Raw genomic sequence first — 15,474 nt, forward strand, 5'->3', positions numbered from 1 at the left:
ACAATTGTCCGGGTTTCGCACTAGCGCCGATGTCCGTTTTGGGTAAGTTGCTTCTGACCTGCGAGAATATGTGTAACCAGACGTAAACTGGTAACTACGCGACGTCGTCGAGGCGGCGGGAATTGGCCGCAAGCCACCGCCGGATCGCGTAGTCGAGCTGCTCGGGGTCGACCCCGAGCTCGGTCGCGGTGGCCTCGAGGATTTCGTCCGCGGCACCGGCATCGGTCGCCTCCGAGATGCCGAGGGCGCCGTTGACGAAGACCTCCGCCACCCGGTTGGGTCGGACCCCGGGGATTCCCGCGAGCATCAGGAAGTGCGCCCACGTGACGTCGCTGTGCTCACCGCACACGTCGACCCAGGCCTGGTGGATCTGCTCCAGTGCCGCCTCGTCTCGAGCGGCCTCGAGGAGGTCGTCGATGCTGTTGACGCGGAGCTGGTGTAGTCGCTCGGCTGCCTGCTGGATGTGGCGTGCCTCGATCGGCACACCCGTCGCGGTGTAGCGGCGCTTGTACGAGCCGACCTTGCCGGCCCACTGATCCGAACTGCCTGCCTCCTCGAACGTGCGGAGCAGGTCGCGGGCACCGTCGGTGAGCGGCCGTCCGGCATCCGCCCGGCGGTACGCCAGATACCGGTCGACGACGGCGACCTCGCTGTGTCCCGCGCTCGACTGCACGGACTCGATGATGCACAGGGCGAGGCTGTGCCGATAGACATCCGAGGTGACCCAGCCGGACGGATCACCCAGCCGGTCGCGACAAGCGGCCACCACAGTTTCGACGGTATCGGCAGAGACGCTCACGAGATCCTCCAAAGGCAGTCTGTTCTGTGCTCTGTCCGGTGTATCGACCGTCACTCCAGGAACGTTGCACTCTCGCTGAGATCTACTCGAGAACGACTGTCATATGGTGGCGAGCAGGTCTGTGACCTCGCTGTCTGCAAGTTGATGGAAGTCGTCGTAGGCGTTGCCTACGCCACCGAGGTCGAGGGGGGTGTACGGGCAGACCACCTCGTCGGCTGTGACGCGCAGACGGGAGACGGCCTCGGGCGCGGCCACCGGAACCGCGACGACGATGCGCGACGCCCCCGACTTCTTGACGAACTGGCAGGCCACTGCCGCCGTCGCACCGGTGGCCATGCCGTCGTCGACGATGACGGCGGTGCGTCCTCGTATCGGCACGCGGTTCCTGCCGCCGCGCAACACCTGCGCTCGACGCTCGAGTTCCCGGCGCTCCTTGGCCTCGACCATGGCGAGGGCTGTCTTGCTGACCCGCGCGATCCGAAGGACGTCGTCGTTGACGACGCGGGCGTCTCCTTCACCGATCGCGCCCATCGCGAGTTCGGGCTGCCAGGGGACGCCGAGTTTGCGTACGAGAACCACATCGAGGGGGGCGGCGAGCGCCGCGGCGACCTCGAAGGCGACAGGGACGCCGCCGCGGGGCAGGCCCAGGACCACCAGGTCGTTTCCGCGTAGATGCTCGAGTGAGGCGGCCAGCCGACGACCGGCGTCCGCCCGACTGGTGTACTGCATCGAACGCTCCGAATCGGGAACAACGGTTCGTCTTCGAAACTACTCCACTTCCGGGCGCGGAAATACAGCTCAGATCTCTGTGACGGTGAATCTCCGCAACGCGAGCGCGGGGTTCTTCTCACGCACCTCGGTGATGCGTTCTGCGGTGACGGTGGCGATGGCGGTGCCCACCCGTTCGCCGAGCGCAGCGACGGTCACACCCATGGGGTCGACGATCATGCTGGCTCCGGCCCCCGTGCGCGCGCTCTGGTCGGCCGCGGCCACGTAGATGGTGTTCTCGATCGCGCGTGCCCGCACGAGCGTGGACCAGTGGTCCTCCTTGAGCGGTCCCGGCACCCATTGCGCAGGGAGGAGTAGGACGTCGGTGCCTGCGTCGACGATGCGGCGGGTGACCTCCGGGAACCGAAGGTCGTAGCAAGTCTGCATCCCGAAGGTGAGACCGTCGACGGCGAACGTCTCGGGGGTTCCGATCTCGCCCGCGCGGATCACCTCCGACTCCTTGTATCCGAAGGCGTCGTAGAGGTGCAGCTTGCGGTACGTGGCAACGATCTCTCCCGTCGGGCCGACGGCCACCAATGTGTTGGAGATGTGGTCGTCGCCGGGCAGCAACTCGTTGACTCCGGCCACCAGGTGTATCTGCAGCTGGGCGGCGGTCTCGGCCAGCGCTGTCACGAACGTGCCGTCCAGTCCCTCCGCCGACTCCACGAGTCGGTGGTCCGTCCGCGGAGCCGTGAACATCGCGTACTCGGGGGCCACGACCACCTGCGCGCCGCGATCCGACGCCTCGGTGGCCAGCCTGCGAAGGGTGCTCGCGTTCTCCTGCTTGTCCTGACCGGGGGCGAACTGAATGACGGCGACATCGACCATGCCGTCCACGCTAGGCGACGACCCGGCACAGGTGTCTCCCGTGCCGGTGGCCGCGTATTTACCCGGCATGGCGCTGCGGCGCCGAGTCGTGCACTAAACTGCTGGTCAATGAGTGATATCGAACGTGAACCCGAACCGCCCACTTTTGCCGACCTCGACATCGATGATCGGGTCTTGAAGGCACTGTCCGATGTGGGCTACGAGTCGCCCTCGCCGATCCAGGCAGCCACCATCCCGCCTCTGCTCGCAGGTAACGACGTCGTCGGACTGGCCCAGACCGGTACCGGCAAAACTGCCGCGTTCGCGGTTCCGATCCTCTCCCGGATCGACCTCACCCAGAAGTCGCCGCAGGCCCTGGTGCTCGCACCGACGCGTGAGCTGGCTCTGCAGGTCGCGGAGGCGTTCGGTAAGTACGCCACCCATATTCCGGGTCTCCATGTGCTGCCGATCTACGGCGGCCAGAGCTACGGCGTCCAGTTGTCCGGGCTGCGCCGCGGCGCCCACGTCGTCGTCGGCACGCCCGGCCGGGTCATCGACCACCTGGAAAAGGGCACGCTCGACCTGTCCAAGCTGTCGTACCTCGTCCTCGACGAGGCCGACGAGATGCTGAAGATGGGCTTCCAGGAAGACGTCGAACGCATCCTGTCCGATACGCCGGAACAGAAACAGGTGGCGTTGTTCTCGGCCACCATGCCGGGCGCGATCCGCAAGATTTCCAAGCAGTACCTGCACGATCCCATCGAGATCACGGTGAAGTCGAAGACGTCCACCGCGTCCAACATCTCGCAGCGGTACGTGCAGGTGGCGCATCAGCGCAAGCTCGACGCCCTCACCCGTGTCCTCGAGGTGGAGTCGTTCGAGGCCATGATCATCTTCGTGCGCACCAAGCAGGCCACGGAGGATCTTGCCGAACGCCTGCGCGCCCGCGGGTTCTCCGCTGCCGCGATCAACGGCGACATCGTGCAGGCGCAGCGTGAACGAACCATCGGCCAGCTGAAGAGTGGTGCTCTCGACATCCTCGTCGCCACCGACGTCGCTGCGCGCGGTCTCGACGTCGACCGCATCTCCCACGTGGTCAACTACGACATCCCGCACGATACGGAGTCCTACGTGCACCGCATCGGCCGTACCGGTCGAGCAGGACGCGCGGGCGAGGCTCTGCTGTTCGTCGCGCCCCGGGAACGGCACCTCCTCAAAGCGATCGAGAAGGCGACACGCCAGCCGCTGGCAGAGATGCAGCTTCCGAGCGTCGACGACGTCAACGCGCAACGCGTCGCGAAGTTCGGCGACTCCATCACCGAGAGCCTCACCTCCGACAACCTTGCGTTGTTCCGCAAGATGATCGAGGACTACGAGCAGGAGCACGACGTGCCGCTCGCCGACATCGCAGCAGCGCTCGCGGTGCAGTCGCGCGACGGTGACGCATTCCTGATGTCACCCGAACCGCCGCCTCCGCCGCGTCGCGAGCGTGAACCGCGGGAACCCCGGGAACGTCCGGCCCGTCGATTCGACGACGGCCCGCCCACCCGGTCGCGGGGCCCGGAGGGTCAGGAACTCGCCACCTATCGCATCGCGGTGGGGAAGCGGCATCGCGTGGTGCCCGGCGCCATCGTGGGTGCCATCGCCAACGAGGGCGGGCTGCGGCGCAGCGATTTCGGGCACATCAGCATCCGTCCCGATCACAGCCTGGTGGAACTACCCGCAGACCTGTCCCGCGAGACGCTCGAGGCCCTGCGGCGCACCCGCATCTCCGGTGTGCTGATCCAGCTTCAGCCCGACTTCGGCCCACCGTCGGGAAGGCCCGGCCGGGGAGACCGCGACAGTAGAAGAAAGCCGCGCGAGTAGTACCCGCGCGGCTCGCCGAGAAGAGGCCCTGCCGAGCCCCCGGTCATTACGCCGGGGGAGCGGGAGCCGGCTGACCGGCCGCGTCGGCCGGTAGAGGACCCTCGGTGGGAACGAGGAACGTCCCCACGGTGGGCAGTACATAACAGGTGGCGCCGGTGTAGCCGACGGTGCCGAAGATCGACGCAACGACGGTGCCCGGTCCGGTGGCCACTACCTTCGACAGCGACGGGTAGCCGCCCTCGGTGACGCCGTCGAGCGGCAGGATGCCGCTGGCGCCGGTATTGGTGTTGATCCACGCGACGGTGAGCCCGGACGACTGGACGACGCCGGGGTAGGCGGAGAGCGCCTGGAAGCTGATCGCCCCGGCGGCAGGGTCGGTGGTTCCCGAGGCCAGGGTGAGCGTGACCGGGGCGACGGTGCCGCAGCCCACTGTCGGTGCCGTATACAGGAACGGCGTGTGCGTCCCGGCCACGTCCCGAAGCGCCGTTGAGGAGGCCAGGGCCTCGACCGCGACCTGCTCACCGGGCCTGTCCGCCTGGGCGCGCAATTCCGCGAGTCCGGGAACACTCGGTGCCGAGGGCTGAGCCGACGCCGTTCCTGACAGACCGAAAGTCGCCACAATGCCGACCGCTGCTGCGGCGACCACGCGCCGCGTTCCGCTCACACCGTCCACCTGAACTCCTCGTCGTCGCTCTTCGGGCGGCCCTGCAGCGCCGTCCGAGCGGTGAATCTACCCGAGCACTGCGCGCCCGTCAGGGCCAGGCGGTGCCGCCGGCCAGGGTATCGGCCCGTGCGCCGTCGATGGACTGTCGGATGATGTCGGCATGCCCGGCATGGCGGGCCATCTCCTCGAGCTGGTGGACCAGCATGAAGCGGACAGTGAAAACAACACCCGGCGTCATCCATTTCGCCACGTCGGCGGGGAGGTGAACGTCCCTGCCGAGATCGGGTTCCGCGGTGATCGCGGCCTCCGTGGCTCGCCCGGCTCGATCGAGCCGGGCGAGGAGTACGTCGACGGTTTCGTCCTCGGCGACATTCCAGGCCGCCATCCATGCGGCAACCGGGTCGGACCCCTCGGCGCGCGGTGTTCCCAGAACGCGGGCCGTCATCGATTCCTCCCCGTCGATCACGTGTTTGAGGAGGGAGGACAGACTCATCTCACTCGCGCTGGGCACGCTGCGCGCCTGCTCCTCGGTCAGACCCGACATGGCGTTGCGAAACGCGGTGCGCTGATGCTCGAGTAGGAGCAGCAGCAGGCTGCGTTCGTCGGAAATGTCGTTGTGCGTCGTCTCGTTCATGAACACAGTCTCGCGCTGATAGAGGACACCTTCTGTCCGCGTTTACCGTCGAAGTCAGGAAAGTTGCCGGCCTCCTTCGGGGACGCTCCGCGGTCCGCGTTCCGAGCGCTTCAGGCTGACCCGCCCTACGATCGAGGAAGTGTCCGAGGAACCTCGCGGTTCCTGTGATCGAGTCGCATACCGAGGTGCTAATGCCCCTGGAAGAACCGTCGCCCTCCGTCAACGCCGAGCCGGAACACGACCTGGAGGGCCATATCGTCGAGGCGCGGTCCGAAGATTTCTCCCATGCCCGGGAACTGACGGTCGACCACGAGTGGTTCAAGACCGCAGTGTTCTACGAGGTTCTGGTCCGCGCCTTCTACGACTCTTCCGGAGACGGCACCGGCGACCTCGAGGGGTTGACCGCCAAGCTCGACTATCTGTCCTGGCTCGGTGTCGACTGCCTGTGGTTGCCGCCCTTCTATGACTCCCCATTGCGTGACGGCGGCTACGACATCCGTGACTTCCGTGCTGTACTACCGGAATTCGGTACAGTCGAGGACTTCGTTCACCTTTTCGACGAGGCGCACCGGCGCGGGATCCGGGTGATCACCGATCTCGTCATGAATCACACGTCCGACACGCACGCCTGGTTCCAGGAGTCACGCAGCGACCCCGACGGCCCGTACGGCGACTTCTATGTGTGGTCCGACACCGACGAAGGATATCCGGACGCGCGAATCATTTTCGTCGACACCGAGACATCCAACTGGACGTGGGATCCGGTGCGCAAGCAGTACTACTGGCATCGCTTCTTCTCCCACCAGCCGGACCTGAACTATGACAATCCCGAAGTTCAGGACGCCATGATCGACGTGCTCCGGTTCTGGCTGGACCTCGGTATCGACGGATTCCGGTTGGATGCCGTCCCGTACTTGTTCGAGCGTGAAGGCACCAACTGCGAGAACCTGCCCGAGACGCACGCATTCCTGAAGAAGTGCCGGGCCGTGATGGACGCCGAGTACCCGGGCCGCGCGCTGCTTGCCGAGGCGAACCAGTGGCCCTCCGATGTGGTCGAGTACTTCGGCGAACCGGACGTCGGCGACGAGTGCCACATGGCATTTCACTTCCCGCTGATGCCGCGGATCTTCATGGCCGTGCGGCGACAGAACCGCTTCCCGATTTCGGAGATTCTCGCGCAGACACCACCGATTCCCAGTTCGTGCCAGTGGGGAATCTTCTTGCGAAATCATGACGAGTTGACGCTCGAGATGGTGTCCGACGAGGAGCGCGACTACATGTATGCCGAATACGCACAGGACCCGAGGATGAAGGCGAACATCGGTATTCGCCGTCGTCTCGCGCCGCTGCTCGAGAACGATCGCAACCAGCTCGAGCTTTTCACTGCACTGCTGCTGAGCCTGCCCGGCTCTCCCGTCCTGTACTACGGCGACGAGATCGGTATGGGCGACAACATCTGGCTGGGTGATCGGGATTCCGTCCGTACCCCCATGCAGTGGACGCCCGACCGCAACGCCGGGTTCTCCCGGGCGGATCCGGCCCGAATGTATCTGCCGGTCATCATGGATCCCACGTACGGATATCAGTCGGTGAACGTCGAAGCGCAGATGAACTCGACCAATAGCCTGCTCCACTGGACGCGGCGAATGATCCAGGTGCGGAAACAGCATCCGGCGTTCGGTACCGCCTCGTTCACCGAACTGGGCAGCGCCAACCCGGCCGTGCTGTCCTATGTGCGGGAAACACCGCCCAGCTCGGAAGGCGCACCCGCGGATGTCATTCTGTGTGTCAACAACCTGTCGAGGTATCCGCAGGCGGTGATCCTCGACTTGTCGCAATACGCCGGTCGCATCCCGGTGGAACTCACCGGATCGGTTCCGTTCCCGCCGATCACGGATGACGGATACATGGTCACATTGCCGGGGCACGGCTTCTTCTGGTTTGCCCTGCAACCGGATCCACGGGACGGCGGAGTGACAGACGGTCACCCGGTGAGCAGCGAGGCAGAACAGGCGGTACAGCCGTGAATCAACCGACGACAATCCCCGACCACATTCTCGAGCCTCAGCTCGCTCGATGGCTACCCGAGCGCCGCTGGTTCGCTGCCAAGGGGAACACCATTTCCGGTGTCCGGATTTTGCTGCGCCAACCTCTCGCCGGTGTGCCGGGGTTCGCGGTCGATCACCTCCTGGTCTCGGTGGACTTCGAGACCGGGCCACCGCAGGTCTATCAGGTGCCGCTCGGTTTCCGCAGTCACCTTCCCGAAGACCTGGTGCCCTGGGCGCTACCTGCGCCCGACGGAGATGTCGGTTCGGAATGGTTCGCCTACGACGGCCTGCACGACGCCGAAGTGATCGATCTCTACGCGGAACGGCTCGCGTCGCCGCAGGCCTCGGGGCCGATCCGGCTGCGGACCGCTCCCGGAAGCGTCATCGAACCCGGCCTGAAGGGGCGGACCCTCGGCGCTGAACAATCGAATACGTCCGTGGTGCTCGGCGACAAGTTGCTGATGAAGATCTTCCGCCTCGTGACCCCGGGGACGAACCCGGACGTGGAGATGCACCGGGTACTCGGCGAGGCAGGCAGCGAGTACGTGGCCACCTTGCGCGCGTGGATCGAATCCGACGTGGAAGGCATCGAAACGACCCTGGCGATGGTCCAGGACTTCGCCGCCAATTCCGCGGACGGGTGGACCATGGCACTCGGGAGCGTGCGCGACCTTCTGATGGAGGCGGACCTCCGCGCAGACGAGGTCGGGACGGACTTCGCGGGGGAGTCGTATCGCATGGGGGCTGCGGTCGCCGAGGTGCACGCCACCCTCGCGCGGGCGCTCGGCACCGAGGACAAGGCAGTCACGTCCACGACGGTGGCGGCAATGCTGCGCCGTCTGGAGGCGGCTACCGAGGTCGTTCCCGAGTTGGCGGAAGTGGCACCCGCCATTCGGGAACGGTATGCGGAGGCCGAGTCGCTGGGGAGCATCACGGTGCAGCGGATCCACGGCGACCTCCACCTCGGCCAGGTGCTCCGAACCCCCGAACGGTGGTTGCTCATCGACTTCGAGGGAGAACCCGCCAAGACGCTGACCGAGCGGCGGGAACCGGACAGCCGCCTGCGCGACGTCGCGGGCATGCTGCGTTCCTTCGATTACGCCGCCCATCACCTGCTCGCCGACTCCGTGACGGAAGCGGCAGCGTCGCAGCGCGAGTTCCGCGCTCGTGAGTGGGCCCACCGCAACGGAACGGCCTTCTGCGAGGGATATACCTCGGTCGCCGGTGACGACCCTCGGTCTTCATCAGTCCTGCTTCGCGCCTACGAACTGGACAAGGCCGTGTACGAAGTGGTGTACGAGGCCCGGAACCGCCCGCGGTGGATGTCGTTGCCCCTCGGCGCGATCCGCCGGCTTACGTCGCCGAGATGACCTCCGTCAGGGTGGGCGACGACTGGGTACCCGTGTCGAACTGGGTGCGGTACAGCTCCTGGTAGCGGCCACCCAGGGCGAGGAGTTCGCTGTGGGTGCCGCGTTCGACGACGCGTCCGGCCTCGATCACGAGAATCAGGTCGGCGGCGCGGACGGTGGAGAGCCGGTGTGCGATCACCACGGCGGTTCGTCCGGCCAGTGCCTCGCCCAATGCCTCCTGCACCGCGGCCTCCGACGTCGAATCGAGATGTGCGGTGGCCTCGTCGAGTATGACGACGCGCGGATGGGCGAGCAGCAGTCGGGCGATGGTCAGTCGTTGACGCTCACCGCCGGAGAGCCGATAGCCACGTTCCCCGACCACCGTGTCGAGGCCGTCGGGCAGTGCTGCGACCAGTTCGGTGAGCCTGGCCCGTTCCAGCACCTCGTCCAGTTCGGCGGCGGAGGCGCCCGGGCGGGCGAGCAGGAGGTTGGCGCGGACGGTGTCATGGAAGAGGTGCCCGTCCTGCGTCACCATGCCGACGGTAGCGCGGACGGAATCGGCGGTGAGATCCCGGACATCGACGCCGCCGAGTTCGACCACGCCGGCATCCACGTCGTAGAGCCGTGGGACGAGCTGGGCAATGGTGGACTTCCCCGCTCCCGAAGATCCCACCAAGGCGACCATCTGGCCGGGTTCGGCGCGGAACGACACTCCGTGGAGTACCTCGACGCCCTCCCTGGTGTCGAGGGTCGCGACCTCCTCGAGGGACGCCAGCGACACCTTGTCGGCGGCCGGATAGGCGAACTCCACAGTCCGGAATTCCACCGACACGGGGCCGTCGGGCACTACCGTGGCGCCGGGTTTTTCTTGGATCAGCGGCTGCAGATCCAGAACCTCGAAGACGCGCTCGAAGCTGACGAGCGCGCTCATCACGTCGACGCGGGCACTGGCGAGCGCGGTGAGCGGTGAGTACAACCGGGTGAGGAGCATCGCCATGGCGACGACGGCGCCGGCGTCGAGCTGACCGCGCAATGCGTAGAACCCGCCGAGACCGTAGACGAGGGCCAGCGCCAACGCCGACACCAGGGTGAGCGCGGTGACGAACACCGACTGCAACATCGCCGTCCGGACCCCGATGTTGCGGACCCGCCGGGCTCGGACCGCGAATTCGGCGGACTCTTCCGACGGGCGGCCGAACAGCTTCACGAGGGTGGCTCCCGGTGCCGAGAAGCGTTCGGTCATCTGGGTGCTCATGACCGAGTTGTAGTTGGCGGCCTCCCGGTTGAGCTGCGCGAGCCGGGCACCCATCCGGCGGGCGGGCAGCACGAAGATGGGTAGCAGCAGCAGTGCGAGGAGGGTGATCTGCCAGGAGATTCCGATCATGACGATGAGGGTGATACCGAGCGTCACGAGGTTGGCGGCGACACCGGAGAGCGTGTCACTGAACGCGCGCTGCGCTCCGATCACGTCGTTGTTGAGGCGGCTCACGAGGGCACCTGTGCGGGTGCGGGTGAAGAACGCGATGGGCATGCGCTGCACGTGGTCGAACACCGCGGTTCGCAGATCGAGAATCAGGTTCTCGCCGATGCTCGCCGACAACCATCGCGTCCACAGTCCCAGAGCGGCCTCGAGGACGGCGATGACCGCGATGAGCCCGGCCAGACGGACCACTGCGGACACGGCGTCGCCGTCGATGATCGCCTCCACCACTCGGCCGGCGAGCACCGGTGTGGCCACGGCCAGCGCCGCGGTGATCACGCTGAGCAGGAGGTACCACGCCAGGCTCCGTCGGTGCGGCGCGGCGAAGCGGGCGATCCGCCGCAAGGTGGTGCGCGAGAACGGTCGACGATCCTCCTGGGCGTGCATCGCGTTGTACATCGCGTTCCACGCTGTGACTTCCATGCTCATGCCGGCGGCCTCCTGTCGCTACCCACACGGTAGAGCGTGGGTATGACACGACGGTAGAACCTGAACCGAACTCGAGGTCAAGCGCTGGTATGCCAGCGGGCCTCCTACCTCGCGATGTCGACGACCACCCTCGTCGGTCCCGACAAACTCGACACCGTGAACGGCCTGTCGGGGCGCGTCACGCCGATGAACGATTGGGTGACACCTTCGAAGACGAGGGCACCGTTGACCTCGGTCACTACCCCGCCGGGCTCCCCGGGCAATGGGTTCGGACCGGCATACCCTTCCACGCCGCTGTCGAAGGGATATGCGGAGCCGTCGATCAGCACTTGGAGAATTCCGTTGCCCGACACCGGGATCGACCTGCCGCTGCCGTCCTGAACGGCCTCGTCGACGTACTCGACCCGCCAGCCCGGCGTGCCCGTTCCGCCGAGTTCGTAGACCACTCGATCGAAGCCCTCGTGCCGACCGATCCGGATGTCGGTCACCGTCAGTTTCGCCGGACCGGACGTCTCGGAAGACTTCGGCGACGCGTCGGTCGGGACCGTCGATGCGTCGGGTTCGAGTGCGGTGCTCGTCGTCGCCGCGGCGGCGGGTGACGTCGCCGCGACACTGCTGGCGGAGTTCGACTCCGAACATCCGGTGAGTGTCAGGGCCAGCGCGCAGGCGGCGAAGACGGCGACGGGGCCGATCCGGTGGTTGTTCATGTTTCGATCGTAAGCCGGGTGCGATCAGACACGTGGGAGCCGCCGCCCCGGCGCCGCACGTGCGTCGAGATACAGCCAGCGACCGTCGACGCGGACGAAACGGCTGTTCTCGTGGAGCGAGCCGCGCTCGCCGTCCAACACGAAATGGGCCCGGAACTCGACGGTGCCGGCGGTGTCGAGGAGTCCGCCGCCGCTCGACCCGAGGATGTCGAGCCGGGTCCACCGCTGCGCGGGATCGAGGTCGAGGTCGTCAGGCCGGGTGCTCGGATGCCAGGTTGCCAGGAGATAGTCGGCGTCGAGGACGGCGAAGGCGCTGAAACGGGACCGCATGAGCCGCTCGGCGGTCGGGGCGGTGGCCTCGCCGCGGTGGAACCGTCCGCAGCAGTCGTCGTACGGCTCACCGAACAGGCAGGGGCATCGACCGGTCACGACTCCAGTATGGACGGTGCTCACACCAGCTTGTGGCTGCGGTCCTTCCAGTACGGTGCACGTAGTTCCCGTTTGAGGATTTTCCCCGTCGGATTGCGCGGCAGCATCTCGACGACGTCGATGCTGGTCGGGCATTTGAACTTTGCCAGACGCTGGTGGGTGTAGTGGATCAGCGCGTCCGGGTCGGCGACGGTTCCCTCGACGGGGACGACGATCGCCTTCACAGTTTCGCCCCAATGCTCGTCGGGCACACCGATCACCGCCACCTCCGCCACCGCCGGGTGTTCGACCAGCACCCGCTCGATCTCGGGCGAGTAGACGTTTTCGCCGCCGGTGATGATCATGTCCTTGAGACGGTCCTCGATGTAGACGAATCCGTCCGCGTCCACGCGTCCCATGTCGCCGCTGCGGAGCCACCCGTCGGCGGTGATCGCCTCGGCCGTCGCCTCGGGTTTGCCGAGATAGCCCGGCGTCCGCTGCTCCGTGCGCCACCATAATTCGCCGGTCTCCCCGGGAGCGACGTCCCGGGTGGTGACCGGGTCCACGATGCGCATCTCCACGCCGGGGATAGGCTGTCCCGCCGACGCCATGCGTTCGACCTGCGTTTCGTCGCGGTGCACCCCGGGGAGGAGGGCTGTGACGACACCGGCGCATTCGGTCATCCCGTACACCTGGACGAATTCCGTCCTGGGCCAAGCAGCCAACGCGCTCCGGAGTAGCGGCAGTGGCATCGGCGCCGCTCCGTATGTGATGCGGCGGAGCGCGCCGAACGCGGCGACGGCCTGTTCGCCTGCGGCCAGGACGCCCGCGATCACCGGCGGAACGAGGAACGCGACAGTGGCTCCGGCGGCAAGACCTGCAAACAGTGACGGGGCATCGGCATCCCGCGCGACATGGCATCGAGCGCCGGCGTGGATTCCCATGATCGCGTAGCAACTACCACCGACGTGGAAGAGCGGCATCGCGACGAGGAAGCAGTCGTCCTCCCGGGCGGGAAGCACGGCGAGCGCGTCGACGTTGTGGGCGTTCAGGTTGCGGTGCGTCAGCTGCACCCCCTTCGGCCTACCGGTGGTTCCGGAGCTGTAGAGAATCAACGTCGTCGACTCGGGATCCACGACGGGCGGCCGCCACAACGGGGACGCCTCCGTCAACCACGGCTCGAATTCGTCGTGCTCACCACCGACGGTGATGAATTGCTCGATACCGGTCATCCGATCGCGCAGCGCCATGACCTGTTGCAGAAACTCGTTCCCGACGAAGAGGATTCGGGCACGGCAGTCGTTGATCACGTAGTCGAGTTCCTCGCCGGCGAGCCGCCAGTTGGGAACCGCGATGGCCGCCCCGAGCACACCCGCCGCGTAGGTCACCTCCAGGCAGGAGAGGTGATTTTTGTCGAGAAAGGCGACCGTGTCTCCCTGCCGTATTCCTTCTTCCGCCAGAGCTCCGGCGATCTGCAGAATGCGGTCGCGCCATTCGGACCACGTGTACGCGCGATCCTGGAACTGCACGGCGATGGCGTTCGGTCGGAACTGCGCCCAGTGCGCGAGCCGGTCGAAGATGATTCCGTTCGCGGCGTCCGACATGCGCCCACCTCTCCTGTGTGACATCAGTCACAAGGTTAGTGGCCGGGGGACGGCTCAGGACGGTTTTGCCCTCACCCGGCGGGAGCGGCCGGCCTGCGTGCGCCGGTGCGGCGAAACGCGGCGCCGGCGACTATTCCGACCACGACGAGCGCGATCGCCAGCCAGTCCGGGTCATTGTCGGTGACGAGCATGGCGATGCCCACGCCCATCACGAACGGTGGCAGGAACTCGAACAGTTTCAGGAGCGGTGGTGCCACTTCTTCCGGTTCTCCGGGTTCCCGCGGCGCCCGCGCAGTCGCCACATCCGGATACCACTCGGTGAAGGACAGCGCGAACAGCAACGCCCCGATCGGAATGATCCAGCCCGTCCAGAAGTTGTCCGGCTGCCCCAGCACCGCGTCGCCGAACAGCCCGGCCGCTGCCGATACCGTGAACGACAGGGCCCACACCAGTGTGATGCGCTGGTTGATCGCCAGGAAGAGCGGTGAGCTCCAATACTCCTCAGGCGTGGTCTCTTTCGCGTACGGCAGGGTGAACGGGTTGCGCAGCAGCAGTGAGCCGAACGCGAAAACGACCAACGCAAGGCTCGACATTTCACCCGACCACGTCTCCAGCCACGTGATCACGGTGTCGGAGGCGAACAGTCCGATAGCGGCGAGGCAGCCGAAGTAGACGATGTCGAACACTTCGAGGGGTTTGAGGGCTCCACCCCGGCGATGGCTGAGAAACAGGAACAGGATCGACAACGCGAGAGCGGCGGCGACCGATTCCTCGAATCGTCCCGGACCCGACAGCAGCGACATCACGATCCACGGAGTCAGTCCGGCGAAGGGCGACTGGAGGAATGCGTCGACGAATCGCGCGCCTGCTCTCGGCTTCGGGGACTCGGTGGTCATGAGCTTCTCCTTCGCGCCGGTGTGTCCGAATTCTCTCAGGCCGCCTCTCGCGCTGCTCAGGTTTCCGCGGTGCCGGTCCACGATCGTCGTCCGCGAAAGATCAGGGTGGTCCCCGATGGCGGCCCGACCCACCTCTCGACAAGATGGTGGAGTGCGCCCCGCGCGCCGGCCTGACCCGTCACCACGGGGTGGGGCCGTCACAGAAGAAACGAAAGGCGATCATGAGCACGCATGCCCCCGCTGTCGCTGCCCGTGCTGTCGAGCTGTCGAAGACCTACGGCACCGGCGACACCCAGGTCCACGCGCTCAGCGCGGTGTCCGCGGAGTTCGCCCGTGGTGAGTTCACTGCGATCATGGGCCCCTCCGGGTCCGGTAAGTCGACGTTGATGCATTGCCTCGCCGGGTTGGACTCGGCCAGTTCGGGTTCGGTGCTCATCGGCGACACCGAGCTGACGACGCTGTCGGACAAGCAGATGACGCAGCTGCGCCGCGACCGTATCGGGTTCGTCTTCCAGGCGTTCAACCTGGTGCCGACCCTCACCGCTCTCGAAAACATCACGCTTCCGCTCGACATCGCGGGCCGTGCACCCGACGCGGTGTGGTTGAACAACGTGCTGGACAAACTGGGTCTGCAGGACCGCCTCGGGCATCGCCCCGGCGAGTTGTCCGGCGGACAGCAGCAGCGCGTGGCGTGTGCCAGGGCGCTCGCCGGACAGCCGGAGATCATCTTCGGTGACGAGCCCACCGGAAACCTCGACTCGAAGTCTTCGGGGGAGGTGCTGTCCATCCTCCGTGCGGCGGTCGACGAGTTCCACCAGACGGTCGTGATCGTCACGCACGATCCGCGCGCGGCAGCGTACGCCGACCGGGTGGTGTTCCTCGCCGACGGCAAGATCGTCGACGAGTTGAGAGATCCGACCGCCGATTCGGTCCTCGACACGATGAAGCGGCTCGACGAGCCGGCATCGGTATCCGGCGGCGCCCATGCACTCGCTACGGACGCGGTGGTCTGACG

The 15,474-nt window shown here is 66.4% G+C and carries 14 protein-coding genes; 4 read left to right on the forward strand and 10 right to left on the reverse strand.

Going from position 1 to position 15,474, the window contains the following annotated elements:
• Positions 1-94: 94 nt before the first annotated feature.
• The 3 genes from JQT59_RS17160 to JQT59_RS17170 all read right to left on the reverse strand — a co-directional run bounded on the left by JQT59_RS17160 (position 95) and on the right by JQT59_RS17170 (position 2,395).
• Positions 95-799, reverse strand: coding sequence for a DUF8548 family protein (locus JQT59_RS17160; RefSeq protein ID WP_213577097.1), 705 nt, complete (start codon positions 797-799; stop codon positions 95-97).
• Between the two features lie 99 nt (positions 800-898).
• Positions 899-1,528, reverse strand: a complete 630-nt coding sequence (locus tag JQT59_RS17165) for a phosphoribosyltransferase (RefSeq protein ID WP_208961142.1) — start codon at positions 1,526-1,528, stop codon at positions 899-901.
• Between the two features lie 69 nt (positions 1,529-1,597).
• The gene (locus JQT59_RS17170; RefSeq protein WP_213577098.1) at positions 1,598-2,395 is read right to left on the reverse strand and encodes a carbon-nitrogen hydrolase family protein; all 798 of its coding nucleotides are present in this window, start codon (positions 2,393-2,395) and stop codon (positions 1,598-1,600) included.
• Between the two features lie 108 nt (positions 2,396-2,503).
• Between JQT59_RS17170 and JQT59_RS17175 the strand changes: the two genes are divergently transcribed.
• Positions 2,504-4,240, forward strand: a complete 1,737-nt coding sequence (locus tag JQT59_RS17175; RefSeq protein WP_213577099.1) for a DEAD/DEAH box helicase — start codon at positions 2,504-2,506, stop codon at positions 4,238-4,240.
• Between the two features lie 46 nt (positions 4,241-4,286).
• On the opposite strand, the gene JQT59_RS17180 is transcribed toward JQT59_RS17175, so the two are convergent.
• Positions 4,287-4,913 carry a hypothetical protein gene (locus JQT59_RS17180; RefSeq protein WP_213577100.1) on the reverse strand — a complete coding sequence of 209 codons (627 nt, stop codon included), beginning with the start codon at positions 4,911-4,913 and terminating at the stop codon, positions 4,287-4,289.
• 79 nt (positions 4,914-4,992) lie between these two features.
• Complete coding sequence (locus JQT59_RS17185; protein ID WP_213577101.1) at positions 4,993-5,538, reverse strand: mycothiol transferase; 546 nt, start codon at positions 5,536-5,538, stop codon at positions 4,993-4,995.
• 191 nt (positions 5,539-5,729) lie between these two features.
• On the opposite strand from JQT59_RS17185, the gene treS reads away from it, so the two are divergent.
• Together treS and JQT59_RS17195 are read left to right on the forward strand one after the other, a co-directional pair.
• Complete coding sequence (treS, locus tag JQT59_RS17190; protein ID WP_213577102.1) at positions 5,730-7,565, forward strand: maltose alpha-D-glucosyltransferase; 1,836 nt, start codon at positions 5,730-5,732, stop codon at positions 7,563-7,565.
• On the forward strand, positions 7,562-8,956 hold the full coding sequence (locus JQT59_RS17195; protein WP_213577103.1) for a maltokinase N-terminal cap-like domain-containing protein: 1,395 nt from the start codon (positions 7,562-7,564) through the stop codon (positions 8,954-8,956). The genes treS and JQT59_RS17195 overlap by 4 nt, the downstream gene beginning before the upstream one ends.
• Here the strand turns inward: JQT59_RS17195 and JQT59_RS17200 are convergent.
• The 5 genes from JQT59_RS17200 to JQT59_RS17220 form a co-directional block, all read right to left on the reverse strand.
• The gene (locus JQT59_RS17200) at positions 8,940-10,844 is read right to left on the reverse strand and encodes an ABC transporter ATP-binding protein (RefSeq protein WP_213577104.1); all 1,905 of its coding nucleotides are present in this window, start codon (positions 10,842-10,844) and stop codon (positions 8,940-8,942) included. The two genes, JQT59_RS17195 and JQT59_RS17200, sit on opposite strands and share 17 nt — an antisense overlap.
• Positions 10,845-10,948: 104 nt before the next feature.
• Positions 10,949-11,551 carry an AMIN-like domain-containing (lipo)protein gene (locus JQT59_RS17205; protein ID WP_213577105.1) on the reverse strand — a complete coding sequence of 201 codons (603 nt, stop codon included), beginning with the start codon at positions 11,549-11,551 and terminating at the stop codon, positions 10,949-10,951.
• A 24-nt stretch (positions 11,552-11,575) separates the two neighbouring features.
• Positions 11,576-12,004 carry a YchJ family protein gene (locus tag JQT59_RS17210; protein ID WP_213577106.1) on the reverse strand — a complete coding sequence of 143 codons (429 nt, stop codon included), beginning with the start codon at positions 12,002-12,004 and terminating at the stop codon, positions 11,576-11,578.
• Positions 12,001-13,563 carry a long-chain-fatty-acid--CoA ligase gene (locus tag JQT59_RS17215; RefSeq protein WP_213577107.1) on the reverse strand — a complete coding sequence of 521 codons (1,563 nt, stop codon included), beginning with the start codon at positions 13,561-13,563 and terminating at the stop codon, positions 12,001-12,003. The genes JQT59_RS17210 and JQT59_RS17215 overlap by 4 nt, the downstream gene beginning before the upstream one ends.
• 71 nt (positions 13,564-13,634) lie before the next feature.
• A complete protein-coding gene (locus JQT59_RS17220; protein WP_213577108.1) occupies positions 13,635-14,459 on the reverse strand; it encodes a DUF3159 domain-containing protein in 825 nt (274 codons plus the stop codon).
• Between the two features lie 221 nt (positions 14,460-14,680).
• Between JQT59_RS17220 and JQT59_RS17225 the strand changes: the two genes are divergently transcribed.
• On the forward strand, positions 14,681-15,472 hold the full coding sequence (locus tag JQT59_RS17225; RefSeq protein WP_109331726.1) for an ABC transporter ATP-binding protein: 792 nt from the start codon (positions 14,681-14,683) through the stop codon (positions 15,470-15,472).
• Positions 15,473-15,474 lie beyond the last annotated feature (2 nt).

Source organism: Rhodococcus sp. USK13 (genome assembly GCF_018343855.1).
GTDB classification, from domain to species: Bacteria; Actinomycetota; Actinomycetes; order Mycobacteriales; family Mycobacteriaceae; genus Rhodococcus_F; species Rhodococcus_F oxybenzonivorans.